Consider the following 18,630-nt stretch of genomic DNA (forward strand, 5'->3'; position numbering starts at 1 on the left):
TAGTCAGAACAGCGAGATCTGCTCGCCGGCCGGCCCGGCGTCCAGGAACGCCTCGATGCCGGTGCCGCCCACCACCCCGCCGACGCTCGCCATGAACAGGGTGTCGGTGACGGTCGGCACGCCCAGTTCCCGCGCCTGGTAGCCCTTGCCGTGCTCAGCCTGGTCGTTGTTACAGATCACCAGCGAGGTGTTGGTGTCGACGACGTCGCTGTAGGCCAGCCCGGCGTGCAGGATCCGTTCGACGAGTTCCTCGTGGGTGCGGGTGCATTCGGCCGACAGCGCCACCCGCATGCCCTGCACCAGCGGGCGGCCACGTTGGTAGCGCCCGGGGTTGAGGTAGGCGCACGGCATCCGCGCCGCCAGCGCCTTGAGCGGGCGCAGTTCGTCGTGGGTGATCCGGCCGTTGGGCCAGCGGCGCCGGGTCACCGGCCGCACCGGCAGCCACACGTCGCGTTCGCGGGCCCGCTCCAGTGCGGGCTGAAGCACCCCGGCCAGCACCCGGGCGTCATCGAGTGCGTCATGCGCCCGGGTCTGGGTGACGCCCCAGTGCGCGGCCAGGGTCTGTAGCCGCAGGTTGTCCAGGCCCAGGTCGAGGCGCCGGGCCAGCTCCAGGGTGCACATCACCGAGTCGACGGGAAGCTCCGCGCCGGCCATCTCGGCTTCGGCGGCCAAGAACGTGTAGTCGAACGCGACGTTGTGCGCCACCAGGGTGCGGCCGGCCAGCAGTGCGGTGACCTCGTCCATCACGTCGGCGAACTGCGGTTGGCCGGCCAGCATCTCGGCGGTCAGCCCGTGCACGTGCGTCGGCCCGGGGTCGGTACCCGGGTTCACCAGGTGCGACACCGACTTCTCGATCTGGCCGTCGGCGTCGAGTGCCAGCGCGGCGACGCTGAGCACGCGGGCCTGCCCGGGCCGGAACCCGGACGTCTCGACGTCGACGACGACCCAGCCGTCGCCGGGGTCGCGGGCCGGGCGGCCCCACGTCGTGCTCATGTCACTGAGGATGGCACGCCGGTCTGACCGAGCCGGGCCGCGGTGGCTCGTGTCGGCGGCATTTAAACTCACGCCCGTGATCACCGCCCGTGGACGACTCGCCCTGGCCGCCGGAGCCGGCGCCCGCTGGGCGTCGCGCGTCACCGGCCGCGGTGCGGGCGCCATGATCGGCGGCCTGGTGGCGATGACCCTGGACCGCTCGATCCTGCGTCAGCTGGGAACCGGGCGGCGCAGCGTCGTCGTCACCGGCACCAACGGCAAGTCGACCACCACCCGGATGGTCGCCGCCGCGCTGCGCACCCTGGGGCCGGTGGCCACCAACGCCGAGGGCGCCAACATGGACGCCGGGCTGGTGGCCGCACTGGCCGCCGACCGCGGTGCGGCGCTGGCGGCCCTCGAAGTCGACGAGATGCACGTCCCGCACGTGGCCGACGCGGTGTCACCGAGCGTCTTCGTGCTGCTCAACCTGTCCCGCGACCAGCTGGACCGGGTCGGTGAGATCAACGCCGTCGAACAGGCGCTGCGCGGGGGGCTGGCCCGGCACCCGCGGGCGGTGGTGGTGGCCAACTGCGACGACGTGCTGATGACCTCGGCCGCCTACGACAGCCCCGACGTGGTGTGGGTGGCCGCCGGGGGTTCCTGGCACGGCGACTCGGTGAGCTGCCCGCGTAGCGGCGAGGTGATCGAGCGCGACGGGGCGCACTGGCGCTCCACCGGCGCCGGCTTCGCCCGGCCGCAGCCGCAGTGGTGGTACGACGACGACGCGCTCTACGGCCCGGACGGGCTGGTGCTGCCGATGCGGCTGTCGCTGCCGGGCGCGGTCAACCGTGGCAACGCCGCCCAGGCCGTGGCCGCCGCGGTCGTGCTGGGCGCCGATCCGGCTGCGGCCGTAGCGGCGGTGTCGGCCGTCGACGAGGTGGCCGGCAGGTACAAGTCGGTGCAGGCCGGCGAGCACACCGTGCGGATGCTGCTGGCCAAGAACCCTGCCGGCTGGTCCGAGGCGCTGTCGATGGTGGATCGTGATGCGGCGGTGGTGATCTCGGTCAACGGCCAGGTGCCCGACGGTGAGGATCTGTCCTGGCTGTGGGATGTGCGCTTCGAGCACTTCGAAGGTGTGCCGGTGGTCGCCGCCGGGGAGCGCGGCACCGACCTGGCGGTGCGACTGGGCTACGCCGGCGTGCAGCACACCCTGGTGCACGACACCGTCGCCGCCATCGCGTCCTGCCCGCCCGGACGGGTCGAGGTGGTCGCCAACTACACCGCGTTCTTGGCACTGCAGCGGAGGTTGGCATGACGGTGCGGATCGGGCTGGTGCTGCCCGACGTGATGGGCACCTACGGCGACGGCGGCAACGCGGTGGTGCTGGCCCGGCGGCTGTTGCTGCGCGGTATCGACGCCGAGATCGTCGAGATCACCCTGAGTGATCCGGTGCCCGAATCCCTGGACCTGTACACCCTCGGCGGCGCCGAGGACTACGCGCAACGGCTGGCCACCCGGCATCTGCTCCGGTATCCGGGTTTGCAGCGCGCCGCCGAGCGGGGCGCGCCGGTGCTGGCGATCTGCGCGGCCATCCAGGTGCTGGGGCACTGGTATGAGACCTCGGCCGGGGAGCGCGTCGACGGGGTGGGCCTGCTGGATCTGACCACCTCGCCTCAGGACGAGCGCACCATCGGCGAAGTGGTCGGCAGACCGCTGCTGGCGGGGCTGACAGCGCCGCTGACCGGTTTCGAGAACCATCGCGGCGGCACCGTACTGGGTCCTGCCGCCTCGCCGTTGAGCAAGGTGACCAAGGGCGCCGGCAACCGGGCCGGCGACGGCTTCGACGGCGCGGTGCAGGGCAGCGTCGTCGCCACCTACCTGCACGGGCCGTGCCTGGCCCGCAACCCGGAGCTGGCCGATCTGCTGCTGTCCAAAGCGGTCGGCGAGCTGGCGCCGCTGGAGCTGCCCGAGGTGGAGTTGCTGCGCTCCGAACGACTGGCCGCGCCGCGGCGGGTCTGACGCCCCGCGCTGATGTCCCCCGCCGACGAATCGGCGCGCACATCCTGGCTTCCGGGGACAAGTAAATGCCTGTCCGGCTCCGTAACGTTTTCCACGTCGCATACACCCGTAAACGACGGAAACCGAACAGAACAAGGAATACGAAAAAATGGCTACTCCGAGTGTTTTCAACCTGGTCTCGAAGGTCCTCGACAGCACCAAAGAATTCGTCGACGAGCTGCTCGACAACGCCGAGAACCTGGAGACGGACATCACCGACATCACCAAGGACACCAAGGACTCCTCGATCGAGGCTCTGCGTGCCCGCGGGAAGGCTCTGAACGAGCAGATCGAGAAGCTGGCCAAGGTCGAGGAATCCAAGAAGGCCAAGAAGGCCGCGAAGTAGCGCCCCCGGTGCCTGGCGAGAGCCCCACTGGCAACGTTCACGCTGCCAGTGGGGCTACGCTCGCCCCCAACTGCGACGACAGAGACGGCTTGACATGGTGGAAAGCACGCTTGCGTCCGGATTGGTCGACTGGGAACAGCTGACGGGCCAGTCCAAGTTCATCATCGATATCATCAGCATTCCCATTTTCAGCGCCATCGCCGGATTGATCACCAATTGGACCGGCGTGATCATGCTGTTCTCCCCCACCCATTTCACCGGCTTTCATGTTCCGGGCCTCAAGACCGTTTTCCCGCTACTCCCGCGGAAGGTCCAGATCCTGCCGACATTCGCCCCGAACGGCATCCTCGGATTCCAGGGATTCATTCCCTGCCGCGCGGAGAAGATGGCAAGTCTCATGGTGGACATGTCGATCGCGCGGATCGGCAGCATCGCCGACTTCTACGAACAACTCGAACCCAACAAGATGGCCGACCTGCTGGCCGACAAGATGCGGCCGAGCATCCGGCGGATCGCGACCGACATCATCCAGAACAACCACGGCTGGTTGTGGCACGCGTTGCCCCTGATCGTGCAGGAGAGCGTGCTCGTCACCATCGACCAGCGGCTGCCCCACATCTCGCGGTCGGCGTTCGCCAAGGTCGGCAACCATATCGACGAGTTGCTCGACGTCAAACTGATGACCGTCAACCACCTGCGCCGAAATCCGAAGGTGCTCAGCGACATCTTCCGCGGCATGGGCGCTCCGGAACTGCGCTTCATGGTCCGGATCGGGGCGCTGGGATTCGTGTTCGGAATTCCCTTGGCGCTGTATCTGAGCTGGGTGCACTACTACCATCCACCGGTTTTCAGCGCGATCCCGTCGTGGCTGGTGGTGCTCGGCGGAGCCGCCTGCATCGGGGTCGTGGTGAACATTCTCGCGATCAAGGTGATCTTCGAGCCGGGCGATCCGAAGCGCAGCCTGCGCTACCCGTGGAAGCAGGGACTGTTTCCCAAACGCCAATACGAGGCCGCCGCGCAGGTCGCCACGATGATGTCGGAGAAGGTACTGACAGTCACCAACTTCACCCGTGAGCTGCTGTTCGGGGCCAGCGGCGACAAGACGGCCGGATTCCTCGCCGAAACCATCGCCGAAGAGGTCGACATCATCTTCACCCCGATCGTCGCCGCCGTCGGCAAGGTGACCGGCGCGGTCGACATGGACGCGATCCAGCGCAACGCCAGTGCGGAGATCATGAACTTCGCGCCGGAGGTCTTCTATTCCGCGGAGTTCAACGAGGACAAGGCGAAGAAGATCGCCGACTTCGCCACCGAGAAATTCCGCAAACTACCGCCCGCAGAGTTCAGCGAAATGCTTTACGCCGCAATCGAACAGGATGCATGGCTGCTCTATGCCCACGGCGGACTGCTCGGAATCCTGGTCGGCGCCGCCCACCTGTTGATCTTCGGCGCGTAGGCGTCAGCGCCTCTTGCCCTTGATCCGGTCTTGGCGCCCATCGGTATCCCAGCCGCCCGCGGTGTAGCCGTCACAGTCGATGCAGACGTCGACGAACTGCTCTCCGAAGGCGGTGAGCCGCACACTGCGGTAGATCGTCACCGCCTTGGGCACGCTTTCGATCGCCTCCACCGCAGGGTGCTGCACCTCCAACAACGCGTACCGCCGATAGTCGTCGACCGGCTCGTTGGAGATGGCGACCAGGCCCAGCCGGTCCAGGTTGGCGAAGTAGTGCTGGTCCCGGTCGGGCCACAGGCAGCCGGCCATCCGCGCGATCATGCTGATGCCGCTGGTCACCAGCTCCGAGCCGATCTGAAACCAGGTCTTGGTCCGCACGTCGATCATCGGCTGGGTTCCGGCGACTTTGAGGAACCGCAGGATCCGCGCTTCGTCGGGCACGAGTTCGTCGATGATCCGAGAGAACGACGGGTGCACATCGCGACGCTGGAACTCAGGCTTGTAGGACACCCGGACCAGGGCGGTGCCGCGATTCCGGAGCGCTTCGGCGGCCTCAGCCGGCCCACCGCCGCTGATGACCCGGGCGAGCACGTCGGTGACGTCACGCAGCGGTGGGGTGTTGGCCAGCTCCCCCGCCTGTCGCAGACCATGTCCCACCGTGTCGACGACCGGAGTGATCGCGGTGTTGGCCAAGCCGCCCAGCGCGTCGTTGCCCAGGGGTAATCCCAACCGGGACACCAACTCATTCACCACCGGTATCGGCGCGGCGGGCTGCTCTGCGCGTTTGGACTTACGGGCCTTGCCGGATTTTCCTTTGCCGCGGTTTTCGATGGGCGCTGGTACGGCATCGGCCAGCCGGTTGAGGACATCGAGCAACGGCAGCGGCGCCCCACCTGCTTGATCGCGTCTCTTCTTGCGCTTATCACCCATGAGCTCTCGGTCACACCGTACGCCCGCCCGGCGGCGCGGTGGCCGAAACCCGCCGCGGCCTTTTGGCATGCGGACTACCGTCTGGCTCATGGGGGTGAAGCCGAACGTCGCAGATGAGGCAGCCGTGGCACAGGCCGCGGTGCTCATCTCCCAGCGACTGGACGGCCGGCTGGCCGAGACCAGCGGGGTCATCGAGGATCTGGTCGCCAAGGGCTCACCGGAGCTGACCGGTGACCCGTCGCTGTTGGGGCTGTTGCACGAGACCGTCACCGCCAACGTCGACGCCTACTTCTCGGCGATCCGGCACAACATCCCGGTGGCCGAGGTGGCCGCGCCCGCGGTCGCACTCGAGCACTCCCGGCGCCTGGCCCAGCGTGGGGTTCCGGTGAACTCGCTGGTGCGCGGCTACCGGCTGGGCCACTCGGTGGCACTGCAGTTGGTGCTCGAAGAGATCCGTTCCGCCGGACTGGATCCGGAGCTGAGCCTGGATGTACTGTCCACGATGTCGACGCTGATGTTCGGCTACATCGACGAGATGTCACAACAGGTCGTCGCCGTCTATCAGGCCGAGCGGGAACGCTGGCTGGAGAGCCGGAATGCGGTGCGCGCATTGCGGGTCCGCGAGATCCTGTCCGGCGAGAGCACGGACGTCGACGCGATGACGACCGCGATCCGTTACCCGCTGCGCCGAACCCACGTCGCGATCGTGGTGTGGTACCCGGAGTCCGGCGCGGATCGCCTCACCGACACCGAGGGATTCATCAAGCACCTCACGGAATCGCTTGGGGTGCAAGGGGTGCCGTTGTTCATCCCGGCCGACAGTACCACCGGGTGGGTGTGGATTCCGCTGCCGTCGGCCGAGTCCTCCGATGTGGTGGAACAGATCCGCGGCTACGCGCAGGGCGGTGAACCGTGGGTTGCGATCGGCACCCCGCTGCCCGGAGTCGAGGGCTTCCGCCGGTCGCACCAGCAGGCGCTGGCGGCACACCGCCTGGCGGTGGCCTCCGGTACGTGCCGGGTCAGCGTGGCCGGCGATCCGGGACTGTCCGCCGCGGCCCTTCTCGGCGGCGACCTGCCATCGGCCCGCGCCTGGGTCGGCGAAGTGCTCGGCCCGTTGGCCCGCGCCACCGCAGGCGACGAGCGGCTGCGCGAAACCCTGCGGGTGTTCCTGCGCACCGGCTCCAGCTTCAAGGCGGCCGGCGAGCAACTGCACTTCCACGTCAACACCATGAAGTACCGCATCCAGCGGGCGATCGAACGCCGCGGCCGCCCGATCGCCGAGGACCGCCTCGACGTCGAAATCGCCCTGCTGCTGTGTCAGTGGTACGGCGAAGCGGTGTTGACTCCGTTGTCTCCCGGAGACGAATAGCAACGCGAATTCCGGCTGCCCGGGACGAGTGATTTCCCCGCCGGAAAACCTAACGTCGAGGTCATCAGAGATAGGACCAGGCGAAAGGCAGAAAGAGATGAGCACCGAAGTGGCCGGCGGGCCGGCGATCTGGCAGGACAAGAAGCGTCACCTGTGGCTGTTGGGCCTGGTCGTGCCCACCATGCTGTTCCTGGTCCTGCCCCTGGTGTGGGCGCTGAACAAGGCCGAACTGCACACCGCGGCGCAGCTGCCGCTCTACATCGGGCCGATCCTGCTCTACGTGATCCTGCCGGCACTGGACCTCTGGATCGGGTCCGACGGGCAGAACCCGCCCGATGAGGTGATGGAAGCCCTGGAGAACGACCGGTACTACCGCTACGCCACCTATGCCTACATCCCGTTCCAGTACGCCAGCGCCATCTTCGGCGCCTACCTGTTCACCGCCTCGGACCTGGGCTGGCTCGGCTTCGACGGCTCGCTGGGCTGGTTGGGCAAGATCGGTGTCGCGATGACCACGGCCACCGTGGCCGGGGTCGGCATCAACACCGCCCACGAGCTGGGCCACAAGCGGGAGTCGCTGGAGCGGTGGCTGGCCAAGATCACCCTGGCCCAGGTCTGCTACGGCCACTTCTACGTCGAGCACAACCGCGGCCACCACGTGCGGGTGGCCACCCCGGAGGACCCGGCGTCGTCGCGGTTCGGCGAGACGTTCTGGGAGTTCCTGCCGCGCAGCACCGCCGGCGGCATCCGCTCGGCGTGGGAGCTGGAGGCGCAGCGCATCCGCCGCACCGGCAAGAGCCCGTGGGACCCGCGGACCTGGTGGGGCAACGACGCGATCAACGCGCTGGCCATGTCGATCGTGTTCTGGGGCGCGATGATCGCGGTGTTCGGTGTGGCACTGGTGCCCTACGTGCTGGTCAACGCGTTCTACGGCTCGTCGCTGCTGGAGTCGGTGAACTACCTGGAGCACTACGGGCTGGTACGCCAGAAGCAGGCCAGCGGCCGGTACGAGCGCTGCACCCCGCAGCACAGCTGGAACTCCGACCACATCGTGACCAACCTGTTCCTGTACCACCTGCAGCGGCACAGCGACCACCACGCCAACCCCACCCGGCGCTACCAGACGCTGCGCAGCTTCGACGACTCGCCGAACCTGCCGGCCGGCTACGGCGCCCTGATCGGGGTGACCTACTTCCCGCCGGTGTGGCGCAAGCTGATGGACCACCGGGTGCTGGAGCACTACGGCGGCGACATCACCCGAGCCAACATCTCGCCGCGCCGCCGGGCGAAGATCCTGGCCCGCTATGGCGCGACCGGCACGACCGAGCAGGTGGCCGCCTGATGGCCAGCTACGGATGCCCCGGCTGCGGGTACGTCTACGACGAGGCCGTCGGGGCACCCCGGGAGGGTTACCCCGCCGGCACCGCCTGGGGCCAGATCCCCGACGAGTGGTGCTGCCCGGACTGTGCGGTACGCGAGAAGTTTGATTTCGAACCGATGGGAGCGAACTGATGAACGACTACAAACTGTTCCGGTGCCTGCAGTGCGGCTTCGAATACGACGAGGCGCTGGGCTGGCCGGAAGACGGCATCAGCCCCGGCACCCGCTGGGCCGACATCCCCGAGGATTGGAGCTGCCCGGACTGCGGCGCGGCGAAGGCCGACTTCGAGATGGCGGAGGTGGCCCGGTCATGACGGGGACGGTGATCGTCGGTGGCGGGCTGGCTGCAGTCCGCACCGCCGAGCAACTCCGGCGCAACGGCTACGCCGCCGCGATCACCATCATCGGCGCGGAGGACCGCCCGCCGTATGACCGGCCGCCGCTGTCCAAACAGATGCTGCGCGGCGAGGTCGACGATGTTGCCTTGAAGCCGGTCGGATTCTACGAAGACAACCAGATCGGGTTGCGGCTCGGTGTGGGCGCCCGCTCCGTCGACGTTTCAGCCCACACCGTGACGCTGGCCGACGGGGAGGTGCTCGGATACGACCAGCTGGTGATCGCCACCGGTGTTGTGCCCAAAAAGATTCCGTCGTTCGGCGAGCTGGACGGAATTCACGTGCTGCGGTCGTTCGACGACTGCGTGGCGCTGCGGTCCCGGGCCGCCGGTGCGCGCCGGGCCGTGGTGGTCGGCGCGGGTTTCATCGGCTGCGAGGTCACTGCCGCCCTGCGAGCTGCCGGGGTGTCGGTGGTGCTGGTCGAGCCGCAGGCCACGCCGCTGGCCTCGGTGCTCGGCGAGCAGGTCGGGGCGTTGGTCACCCGGCTGCACCAGGCCGAGGGTGTCGACGTGCGCACCGGCGTGGGCGTGGCCTCGGTCGCCGGGTCCGGCCGCGTCGAGTCGGTGACGCTGTCCGACGACTCGGTAATCCCCACCGATCTGGTGGTGGTCGGGATCGGTTCGCGCCCGGCCTGCGATTGGCTGGCCGACAGCGACATCGAGGTGGACAACGGCATCGTCTGCTCCGCGGTGGGCCGCACCAGCGCACCGGATGTGTGGGCGATCGGTGACGTGGCGTGCTGGGACGGTGTGCGCGTGGAGCACTGGAGCAATGTCGCCGAGCAGGCGAAGTTGTTGGCGACCGCGATGCTGGACCTGGAGGCCGTGCCCACCGCGGGCGTGGCGTACTTCTGGAGCGACCAGTACGACGTCAAGATCCAGTGCCTGGGCCACCCGATGCCGGGCGACACCGTGCACCTGGTGCGCGATGACGGCCGGTGCTTCGCTGGGTACTACGAGCGCGACGGCGTCGTGGTGGCCGCGGTGGGGGCGGGCGTCCCGGAGTTGGTCCGGACGGCGCGCGGCAAGATCGCCGCGGGGGCGCCGATCGCCGAGGTGCTGCAGCCGGTTTAGCGGCGCCAGCCGCGGGATCGCAGCGCCTCGGTGACGCGGGTGATGACGTCTGTGGTGTCGTCCTCGTTGATCACCCGAATGTTGATCCAGCCCAGGCGTTCCAGCCTGCGCTGACGCTTGTGGTCGCGGACGTAGTGGCGGCGATCCTTCTGGTGGTGTTCCCCGTCGTATTCCGCGGCCACTTTGTAGTCCTCCCACCCCATATCGAGCCAGGCGAACGGCCAATAGCCGCGCTCGATCACCGGGATCTGGGTGGTCGGGGCAGGCAGGCCGGCATCGATGAGCCTTAGCCGCAGCCAGCTCTCCTTCGGTGAGGCCGCGCCGAAGTCGACGAGCGGAAGGGCCACGCGCAGCCGTCGTAGGTGCCGCGCACCTTTGTGGTGCTTGGCGATCAGCAGCACGTCCTCGGTGCTGAACGGGGTGGCCCGGCCCAGCGCGTCCATCCGGGCCACCGCCCTGTCGCGGGGCAGGTGGCGCCCCAGGTCGTAGGCGGTGCGGGCGGGTGTGGTGACCGGGATGCCGGCGACTTTGGTGATCTCGTCGGCGGCCAGGGTCTCGTCGCGGACGATCAGGCTTCGCGGTGGGCGGGTGTTTTTCCAGATCAGCTCGATGGGGATATCGATGTCAACCCACTCGGCCCCGTGCAGCGCGGATGCGGCGACCCCGGCGATCACCCCGTGGCGCCCGGACCGCAGCCAGGCCCCCTCGATCCGGTCGCGGAGGGTGAGTTTATGCCCGACGGGCACGTAGACGTCGCGGAAGATCGCCCGGTGCCACCGCCGCAACTCGTACTCGGTGAGGCGCCCTTGCGCCAGCGCCTCGCTGCCGATGAAGACCACTCCCATGGCCAGATATTGCCAACGGGGACCGACATGGTCCGCGAGCCTGTAGTTAGCGAGAGAAAATGCGAGTGGGGAGCACGGTAACTACAGGCTCGGGGGGTGGGGTGGCGGGCGCGGCGCGCGGGGAAAGGGATGGGTCAGGCCATGGCGCGGCGGCCGGTGAACGCCCGGCCCAGGGTCAGCTCGTCGGCGAACTCCAGGTCACCGCCCATCGGCAGCCCGGACGCCAACCGGGTCACGCTCAACCCGGGGATGTCGCGCAGCATCCGCACCAGATAGGTGGCGGTCGCCTCGCCTTCGGTGTTGGGATCGGTGGCGATGATGACCTCGGACACATCGACGCCGTCGATGCGCTCCCCCACCCGGTTCAGCAGCTCGCGCACCCGCAGCTGCTCGGGGCCGATCCCGCTCAGGGGATCGAGCGCACCGCCGAGGATGTGGTAGCGGCCGCGGAACTCCCTGGTGCGCTCGATCGCGGCGACGTCCTTGGGTTCCTCGACGACGCAGATCTGGGCCAGGTCCCGGCGCGGGTCCGCGCAGATCCGGCAGCGCTGCGCGTCGGCGACGTTGCCGCACACCTCGCAGAACTGCACTCCGTCGCGGACCTTGGTCAGCACCGCGGTGAGCCGGTCGATGTCGGAGGGCTCCACCGAGAGCAGGTGAAAGGCGATCCGCTGCGCGCTCTTGGGACCGATGCCCGGCAGCTTGCCCAGCTCGTCGATCAGGTCCTGGACCGGACCCTCAAACACCTAGGCTCCCGGCATGCCGAGCGCGCTGCCCATCCCGCCGGCCAGCGGGGAGAGCCGCTGCTGGGCCAGCGTCTGCGCCTTCTTCGACGCATCGGCGAGCGCACCGACGATCAGGTCCTGCAACGTGTCGATGTCCGACGGGTCGACGATCTTGGGGTCGATGTGCACGGCGAGCACCTCGCCGCTGCCGTTCGCGGTGACCTTGACCAGGCCGTTGCCGGCTTCGCCCTGGACCTCGGTGACGGCCAGCTCCTGCTGCGCCTGCAGCAGCTGCTGCTGCATCTTCTGGGCCTGGGCCAGCAGCGCCGACATGTCGGGCGGGCCTCCTGGTTGCATGACATTCCCCTTGGGTCGGTGGTCTCGAGTTGGTTGCGGCTTGGTCCCAGCTGGGGGCCCGGTGCGTGTGAGATTCCCAGCGTAGTCGGCGCGCGCCTACCTTGGCGGCGTGCGCGTACCTGTTTCCTGGCGTGTCGGCATCGCGATCACCACCGGCGTGGTGGTGGCAGCCGCGCTGCCCGGCACCCCGCTGGTCCCGACGGCCGCGGCGGCTCCGGCCGGCAGGATCGTGTTCCTCGACCCCGGGCACAGCGGCATCAGCGACCCCTCGGCCATCGGCCGCCAGGTCACCAACGGCCGGGGCGGCACGAAGAACTGCCAGACCAGCGGCACCGCCACCAACACCGGCTATCCCGAGCACAGCTTCGCCTGGGACACCACGCTGCGCATCCGCCAGGCCCTCAACTCCCTGGGTGTGCGCACCGCGATGTCCCGCGGCGACGACAACGGGCCGGGGCCGTGCGTGGACGCCCGCGCCGCCATGGCCAACACCCTGCATCCCGACGCCATCGTGTCCATCCACGCCGACGGCGGGCCGCCCGCCGGGCGCGGGTTCCACGTCAACTACTCGGCACCCGCACTCAACCCGGCGCAGGAGGGCCCGGCGGTGCGATTCGCCCAGATCATGCGCAGCCAACTGCAGGCCTCCGGTATCCCGCCGGCCAACTACATCGGCGCCGACGGACTGAAGGGACGCGCGGATCTGGCCGGGCTGAACCTGGCCGAATACCCGTCGATCCTGGTCGAGCTGGGCAACATGAAGAACCCGACCGACGCCGCCCTGATGGAGAGCCCGGCGGGACGGCAGCGCTACGCCGACGCCGTCGCCCGAGGTATCGCCGCGTACCTGGGCTGATCCCGGCGCCGGCTCGGCAGCGAGGTGCACGGCCACGGATCCGCCGCTAGCGTGGAAGGTGATGTCCGTTCGGCCGGCCGAAACTCCGACATCCCACTCGCAGGGGGTGCAGCGACTGCTGTCCAGCTACCGGTCGATCCCCGCCACCGCGTCGGTCCGGCTGGCCAAGCCCACCTCGAACCTGTTTCGTGCCCGCGCCAAACGTCAGGTGCCCGGTCTGGACACCTCCGGGCTGACCGGGGTTCTCGCCGTCGACCCACAGACCCGCACCGCCGAGGTCGCCGGCATGTGCACCTACGAGGATCTGGTCGCCGCCACCCTGCCGTTCGGCCTGGCGCCGCTGGTGGTTCCGCAGCTCAAGACGATCACCGTCGGCGGGGCGGTGTCCGGTCTGGGGATCGAGTCGACGTCGTTCCGCAACGGCCTGCCGCATGAATCCGTACTCGAGATGGACGTTCTGACCGGCGCCGGGGAGTTGCTGACCGTCTCACGTCACCAGCATGGGGATATGTTTCGCGCCTTCCCGAATTCCTATGGCACGCTGGGCTATTCGACGCGATTGCGGATCGAGCTGGAACCGGTCAAGCCGTTCGTCGCGTTGCGGCACATCCGGTTCGACGACCTTGATGACCTGGTGGCGACCATGGATCGGATCATCGACACCGGTGGGCTCGACGGGGTTGCGGTGGACTACCTCGACGGGGTGGTGTTCTCCCCCGCCGAGAGCTACCTGTGCCTGGGATTCCAGACCGACATCCCCGGTGCCGTCAGCGACTACACCGGCCGCGACATCTACTACCGCTCGATCCAGCACGCCCGCGGCATCAAGGACGACCGGCTGACCATCCACGACTACCTGTGGCGGTGGGACACCGACTGGTTCTGGTGCTCGCGTGCGTTCGGGACGCAGCGCCCACTGGTGCGGCGCATCTGGCCTCGGCGCTACCGGCGCAGCAGCTTCTACTGGAAGCTGATCGGCTATGACCGACGGTTCTCCATCGCCGACCGGGTCGAGAAGCTGCATCACCGGCCACCCCGCGAACGGGTGGTGCAGGACATCGAGGTGCCGCTGGAGCACTGCCGGGAGTTCCTGGACTGGTTCTTCGCCCACGTGCCGATCGAGCCGGTGTGGCTGTGCCCGTTGCGACTACGCACCGAGGAGGACTGGCCGCTGTACCCGATCCGGCCCAACCACACCTACGTCAATGTCGGGTTCTGGTCCTCGGTCCCGGCCGGCGCCACCGAGGGAATCACCAACCGCCTGATCGAGGCGAAGGTCGGCGAACTCGACGGGCACAAGTCGCTGTATTCCGACTCCTACTACACCACAGCGGAATTCGATGCGCTCTATGGCGGGGATGCCTATCGAGCGGCCAAACAGGCCTACGACCCCGATGCTCGACTGCTGGGCCTCTACGACAAGGCGGTGCGACGACGATGACGACCTACAAAGAGCAGGTCCACACCGGCCGGCTGAGCCTGGCCGAGGTGCTGGAGGTTCTGGCCACCGACGGTCACCTGCCACTGCGCTTCACCGCCTACGACGGCAGCATCGCCGGCCCGGAGGACGCGCCGCTGGGCCTGGAGTTGCTGAACCCGCGCGGCACAACGTATCTGGCCACCGCGCCGGGCGATCTGGGCATGGCCCGCGCGTATGTCGCCGGGGACCTTCAGGCGCACGGCGTGCATCCCGGTGATCCGTACCGGCTGCTCAAGGCCCTCGCCGACGAACTGCACTTCAAACGGCCGTCGCCACGGATGCTGACGCAGATCATCCGTTCGATCGGGATCGAGCACCTGGTACCGATCGCGCCGCCGCCGCAAGAGGCCCTCCCCCGGTGGCGACGCATCGTCGAAGGCTTGCGGCACAGCAGGTCCCGGGACGCGGAATCGATCCACCATCACTACGACGTGTCCAACACCTTCTACGAGTGGGTACTCGGCCCGTCGATGACCTACACCTGTGCGGTCTACCCGCACCCGGAGGCGTCCCTGGAGGAAGCCCAGGAGAACAAGTATCGGCTGGTCTTCGACAAGCTGCGGCTGCGCCCCGGCGACACGCTGCTCGATGTGGGTTGCGGCTGGGGCGGCATGGTGCGCCACGCGGCGCGGCACGGGGTGCGCACCATCGGTGCGACGCTGTCGGCTGAGCAGGCCGGCTGGGCGCAGCGCGCGATCGCCGATGACGGCCTGACCGACCTGGCCGAGGTACGTCACTGCGACTACCGCGACGTGCGGGAAACGGGCTTCGACGCGGTCTCCTCGATCGGGATGACCGAGCACATCGGCGTCGCCAACTACCACGACTACTTCGGCTTCCTCAAGTCCAGACTGCGCACCGGCGGGCTGCTGCTCAACCACTGCATCACCCGGGCGGACAACAAGTCCAGCGCGACGGCAGGCGACTTCATCGACCGCTATGTGTTCCCGGACGGCGAGCTGACCGGGTCGGGTCGGGTCGTCAGCGAGATCCAGGACGCCGGGCTGGAGGTGCTGCACACCGAGAACCTCCGCAACCATTACGAGCTGACCCTGCGCGACTGGTGCGCCAACCTGGTGGAGCACTGGGATTCCGCCGTCGCCGAGGTCGGTCTGGCCACCGCCAAGGTGTGGGGACTGTACATGGCCGGTTCGCGGCTGGGTTTCGAGCACAACGTGATTCAGCTGCACCATGTGCTGGCACGTAACGGCGGCGACACCGGCCTGCCGCTACGGCCCTGGTGGCGCCCCTGACGGCGCCTTACGGCCGGGTGAATTCTGGGCGTCCAGGTTGACATCGCCCCACGTGATATTTAGGTTAGGCTCTGCTTTGCTCAGGGGGGGCAAAGCGGCATATCAATGCAATCGGGGACGGGGGGATTTTGTCATGTCTGAAATTCGTCGGGGCGCACGACAACGCGGCGCCCGCACGATGCTCGGGGTAACTGCCGCGGCCGGCGCGTTCATGGCGTTCGGCGTGACGCCGGCCGCGCACGCCGACGGCGAGCTGGACGCGATTTTCGATCTGCTCGGCACGGGCATCTTCAACGGTGGCGAATCGGATCTGGCGAGCCTAGGCACGGGCTTCGCCCCCACTGCCTTCGCACTGCCCGCCGAAGGCGGCGTGTTCGGCGGTCCGATCGACTACGCCCAGCTGTTCGACCAGTTCTTCTACTCGCCGATGCACGACATGCAGCAGGCTTGGATCACCAGCCCGATGGGCATCATGTTCGACACCGCCCTGAATCAGATGGCCGGCCAGACCCTGATCGGCAACGGCGCCGACGGCATCGACGGTGGCACCCTGGAGCAGGCGGCGGGCGGCAACGGCGGACTGTGGTTCGGTGACGGCGGCGACGGCGGCACCTCCGCCGAAGGGGTCGGCGGTGTCGGCGGCAACGCCGGAAGCTTCGGCAACGGCGGTGACGGCGGCGCGGGCGCCAGCGGCCTGCCGCTGCTGGGCGGCGCGGGCGGCGACGGCGGGTCCGGCGGAACCTTCCTGGGCAACGGCGGGACGGGCGGCGCCGGCGGCAACGGCGCCGCGGGCCTGACGAACGTACTGCTCGGCGCCGGAAACGACGGCGGAGCCGGCGGCAACGGCGGCGACGCGCGTGGTCTGTTCTTCGGCAACGGTGGCGTTGGCGGCGTCGGCGGCGACGGTGGGGCCGGGCTGTCCGGGACGCCCGGTGCGCTGGGCCTGATCGGCTCGGCCGGCGGTGCCGGCGGCGACGCCGGCCTGGGTGGAAACGGCGGCGACGCCGCCCGCTTCGGCGACGGCGGGATCGGCGGGGCCGGTGGCAACGGCGGTGAAGGTGGAATCGGCGGTCCAGGTGTGCTGCCGGCCGACGGGTTCGCCGGCGGTGCCGGTGGCGCGGCCGGTGACGGTGGTATCGGTGGGGCCGGCGGCTCGCTCTACGGCAACGGCGGAACCGGGGGCGTCGGCGGTAACGGCGGCGTGGGTGGCACCGGCGGTTTCGGGTTCCTGGGCTTGCTCAACCAGCCGGGTCTGATCAACGGTGACGGCGGCAACGGCGGCGCCGGCGGCCTCGGCGGTGCGGCCGGTGTCGGCGGTGCTGGTGGCACCGCGTCGGCCGGTCTGGGCGGCGACGGCGGGGCCGGCGGCCTCGGCGGTGGCGGCGGCAAGGGCGGCGCCGGCGGGCAAGGCGCCATCGGAGTCCTCGGGATCGGTACCACCGGAGCCGGAGGCGACGGCGGTAACGGCGGCGCGGCCGGGGACGGCGGCGAGGGCGGTAACGGCGGCGCCGGAGGGGCCGGCTCGTCCGGCGACGGCACCGGCGGAGCCGGCGGCCGCGGCGGCACCGGCGGCGAGAGCGGCAGTGGCGGCAACGGCGGGCTCGGTGTGGTCAGCGTTGACGGCCAAGCCGGTGGCGACGGAGGCGACAGTCCGGTCGGCGGCGACGGCGGCGACGGTGGTGACGGCGGCACAGGCGGCGGCGCGGCCGGTGCGGGCGGTGCGGCCGGCGACGGCGGCACGGCGGGCAGCGGCGGTCTGGGCGTGCTCGGGCCCGGCGGTCTGCTCGGGACCGGCGATAACGGGACCGCAGCCGGTAACGGCACGGCCGGGGCCAACGGCACCGCGGGCTGATACCGAATCGCAACGGCCGCCGGCTGACCCTGGGTCAGCCGGCGGCCGTTTCGTTTGAATCCGGCCGGCGCGCGAAGACCGGTGCCCGCTCGGGGCGCACCCCGACCCCCACCAGGAAGGCGGGGATCCCCGAGAGCCACGGCAGCCGCCTGAGCACGACGCCGAAGGCGGCCGGTGGGTTCAGGTTTCCGCCGCGCAGGACCCCGTCGAGTCCCAGGTGCAGCACCCGCTGGACGGTCTGGGTGACAACGGTGGGCACGATCCGGCGCCGGTGCACCGCGGCCAGATCACGGCCGGTGACGTGGCCTCGTCGCAACGGTTCGGCCAGAATCCTCGCCGCGGCCACCGCGTCCTGCACCGCGAGGTTGATGCCGACACCGCCCGCCGGTGACATGGCATGCGCCGCGTCGCCGATGCACAACAGGCCGTCGACGTTCCAGCGCCGCAGTCGATTCACCTTCACGTCAAGATGTTTGACGTCGTCCATCGAGCCCAGTGCCGACACATCAGCCTCCGGGATGAGTTCGAGGACGTCGTTGCGGAAGGCTTCGATGCCGCGCGCCCGCAACGCCGCCGCATCGCTCTTGGCTCCCAGATAGGCGACTTGAAAGTAGCCCTCGCGCGGAATCATGATCGCGGCCCTGCCCGGGCCGAGGCGCGGCAGCAGCGTGGGTTGCCCTGCGCCGTCTCTGGGCAGCCGGAACCACCACACGTCGAAGTTCACGCCGAACTCGCGTGCGCTCAGGCCGGCCTCCTGCCGTGCGATCGACCACCGGCCGTCGCAGGCCACCGTCAGCCCGGCACGCAGTTCGCCGGGGCCGTCCGGGCTTTGGTAGCGCACGCCGACGACCCGGCCGTTCTCGTGCAGCAGTCCGGTGACTTCGGTCTGCATCCGCAGCGTGAAAGTCGGCTCGGCCTGCGCGGCCTCGGCGAGCAGATTCAACAGATCCCATTGCGGCACCATCGCGATATAGGGATGGGGCTGTCGCCGTAGCCGCCCGAAGTCGACCACGGTGACGCCCTGTCCGGCCACATCGAGGGTGACCTGGTGGATCTCGCTGTGCGACAACGTCGTAAACCGATCCCAGAGCCCGAGTTCGTCGATCAGCCGCAGCGTGGTGGGATGCACGGTGTCGCCGCGGAAGTCACGCAGGAAGTCGGGGTGCTTCTCCAACAGCGTCACCTCGACGCCCGCTCGGGCCAGCAGCAGACCCAGCACCATTCCCGCGGGGCCACCGCCGACGATCGCACAGGTGGTCGTTTCAGCCATATCGCCCATCGGATCG

The 18,630-nt window shown here is 69.2% G+C and carries 19 protein-coding genes; 13 read left to right on the forward strand and 6 right to left on the reverse strand.

Features of this window, described 5'->3' with window-relative positions:
- Positions 1-3 precede the first annotated feature (3 nt).
- A complete protein-coding gene (locus K6T84_RS17030; RefSeq protein WP_225400871.1) occupies positions 4-993 on the reverse strand; it encodes a DEDDh family exonuclease in 990 nt (329 codons plus the stop codon).
- Between the two features lie 76 nt (positions 994-1,069).
- On the opposite strand from K6T84_RS17030, the gene K6T84_RS17035 reads away from it, so the two are divergent.
- The 4 genes from K6T84_RS17035 (at position 1,070) to K6T84_RS17050 (ending at position 4,832) form a co-directional block, all read left to right on the forward strand.
- On the forward strand, positions 1,070-2,287 hold the full coding sequence (locus K6T84_RS17035) for a Mur ligase family protein (RefSeq protein ID WP_224863335.1): 1,218 nt from the start codon (positions 1,070-1,072) through the stop codon (positions 2,285-2,287).
- Entirely contained in the window at positions 2,284-2,991 is a 708-nt protein-coding gene (locus K6T84_RS17040; protein ID WP_225400872.1) for a type 1 glutamine amidotransferase, read from the forward strand. The genes K6T84_RS17035 and K6T84_RS17040 overlap by 4 nt, the downstream gene beginning before the upstream one ends.
- 148 nt (positions 2,992-3,139) lie before the next feature.
- A complete protein-coding gene (locus K6T84_RS17045) occupies positions 3,140-3,376 on the forward strand; it encodes a hypothetical protein (RefSeq protein WP_225400873.1) in 237 nt (78 codons plus the stop codon).
- Positions 3,377-3,470: 94 nt separating this feature from the next.
- Positions 3,471-4,832: a hypothetical protein gene (locus K6T84_RS17050; RefSeq protein WP_225400874.1), complete on the forward strand. Its 1,362-nt coding sequence runs from the start codon at positions 3,471-3,473 to the stop codon at positions 4,830-4,832.
- Positions 4,833-4,835: 3 nt separating this feature from the next.
- Here the strand turns inward: K6T84_RS17050 and K6T84_RS17055 are convergent, their stop codons facing one another.
- Complete coding sequence (locus K6T84_RS17055; protein ID WP_225400875.1) at positions 4,836-5,759, reverse strand: Abi-alpha family protein; 924 nt, start codon at positions 5,757-5,759, stop codon at positions 4,836-4,838.
- Between the two features lie 88 nt (positions 5,760-5,847).
- On the opposite strand from K6T84_RS17055, the gene K6T84_RS17060 reads away from it, so the two are divergent.
- The 5 genes from K6T84_RS17060 to K6T84_RS17080 all read left to right on the forward strand — a co-directional run bounded on the left by K6T84_RS17060 (position 5,848) and on the right by K6T84_RS17080 (position 9,976).
- Positions 5,848-7,128, forward strand: coding sequence for a PucR family transcriptional regulator (locus K6T84_RS17060; RefSeq protein WP_225400876.1), 1,281 nt, complete (start codon positions 5,848-5,850; stop codon positions 7,126-7,128).
- 97 nt (positions 7,129-7,225) lie between these two features.
- Positions 7,226-8,470: an alkane 1-monooxygenase gene (locus K6T84_RS17065; RefSeq protein WP_225400877.1), complete on the forward strand. Its 1,245-nt coding sequence runs from the start codon at positions 7,226-7,228 to the stop codon at positions 8,468-8,470.
- A complete protein-coding gene (locus K6T84_RS17070; protein ID WP_224863343.1) occupies positions 8,470-8,640 on the forward strand; it encodes a rubredoxin in 171 nt (56 codons plus the stop codon). Before K6T84_RS17065 ends, K6T84_RS17070 begins: the two co-directional genes overlap by 1 nt.
- Entirely contained in the window at positions 8,640-8,822 is a 183-nt protein-coding gene (locus K6T84_RS17075) for a rubredoxin (protein ID WP_224863345.1), read from the forward strand. Before K6T84_RS17070 ends, K6T84_RS17075 begins: the two co-directional genes overlap by 1 nt.
- Entirely contained in the window at positions 8,819-9,976 is a 1,158-nt protein-coding gene (locus K6T84_RS17080) for an FAD-dependent oxidoreductase (protein ID WP_225400878.1), read from the forward strand. Before K6T84_RS17075 ends, K6T84_RS17080 begins: the two co-directional genes overlap by 4 nt.
- Here the strand turns inward: K6T84_RS17080 and K6T84_RS17085 are convergent.
- The 3 genes from K6T84_RS17085 to K6T84_RS17095 all read right to left on the reverse strand — a co-directional run bounded on the left by K6T84_RS17085 (position 9,973) and on the right by K6T84_RS17095 (position 11,903).
- Positions 9,973-10,821, reverse strand: a complete 849-nt coding sequence (locus K6T84_RS17085) for a type IV toxin-antitoxin system AbiEi family antitoxin (RefSeq protein WP_225400879.1) — start codon at positions 10,819-10,821, stop codon at positions 9,973-9,975. The genes K6T84_RS17080 and K6T84_RS17085 overlap by 4 nt on opposite strands.
- 134 nt (positions 10,822-10,955) lie before the next feature.
- The gene (gene recR / locus K6T84_RS17090; protein ID WP_225400880.1) at positions 10,956-11,567 is read right to left on the reverse strand and encodes a recombination mediator RecR; all 612 of its coding nucleotides are present in this window, start codon (positions 11,565-11,567) and stop codon (positions 10,956-10,958) included.
- Entirely contained in the window at positions 11,568-11,903 is a 336-nt protein-coding gene (locus K6T84_RS17095) for a YbaB/EbfC family nucleoid-associated protein (protein ID WP_225400881.1), read from the reverse strand.
- A gap of 109 nt (positions 11,904-12,012) precedes the next feature.
- Between K6T84_RS17095 and K6T84_RS17100 the strand changes: the two genes are divergently transcribed.
- The 4 genes from K6T84_RS17100 (at position 12,013) to K6T84_RS17115 (ending at position 17,344) form a co-directional block, all read left to right on the forward strand.
- A complete protein-coding gene (locus K6T84_RS17100) occupies positions 12,013-12,759 on the forward strand; it encodes an Rv3717 family N-acetylmuramoyl-L-alanine amidase (RefSeq protein ID WP_225400882.1) in 747 nt (248 codons plus the stop codon).
- A gap of 61 nt (positions 12,760-12,820) precedes the next feature.
- The gene (locus K6T84_RS17105) at positions 12,821-14,200 is read left to right on the forward strand and encodes an FAD-binding oxidoreductase (RefSeq protein WP_225400883.1); all 1,380 of its coding nucleotides are present in this window, start codon (positions 12,821-12,823) and stop codon (positions 14,198-14,200) included.
- Positions 14,197-15,492, forward strand: coding sequence for a class I SAM-dependent methyltransferase (locus K6T84_RS17110; protein WP_224863364.1), 1,296 nt, complete (start codon positions 14,197-14,199; stop codon positions 15,490-15,492). The genes K6T84_RS17105 and K6T84_RS17110 overlap by 4 nt, the downstream gene beginning before the upstream one ends.
- A gap of 133 nt (positions 15,493-15,625) precedes the next feature.
- The gene (locus K6T84_RS17115; protein ID WP_304621290.1) at positions 15,626-17,344 is read left to right on the forward strand and encodes a hypothetical protein; all 1,719 of its coding nucleotides are present in this window, start codon (positions 15,626-15,628) and stop codon (positions 17,342-17,344) included.
- 34 nt (positions 17,345-17,378) lie between these two features.
- Here the strand turns inward: K6T84_RS17115 and K6T84_RS17120 are convergent, their stop codons facing one another.
- On the reverse strand, positions 17,379-18,614 hold the full coding sequence (locus K6T84_RS17120) for an FAD-dependent oxidoreductase (protein WP_224863366.1): 1,236 nt from the start codon (positions 18,612-18,614) through the stop codon (positions 17,379-17,381).
- Positions 18,615-18,630 lie beyond the last annotated feature (16 nt).

This window comes from Mycobacterium zoologicum (assembly GCF_020181635.2).
Taxonomy (GTDB): domain Bacteria; phylum Actinomycetota; class Actinomycetes; order Mycobacteriales; family Mycobacteriaceae; genus Mycobacterium; species Mycobacterium zoologicum.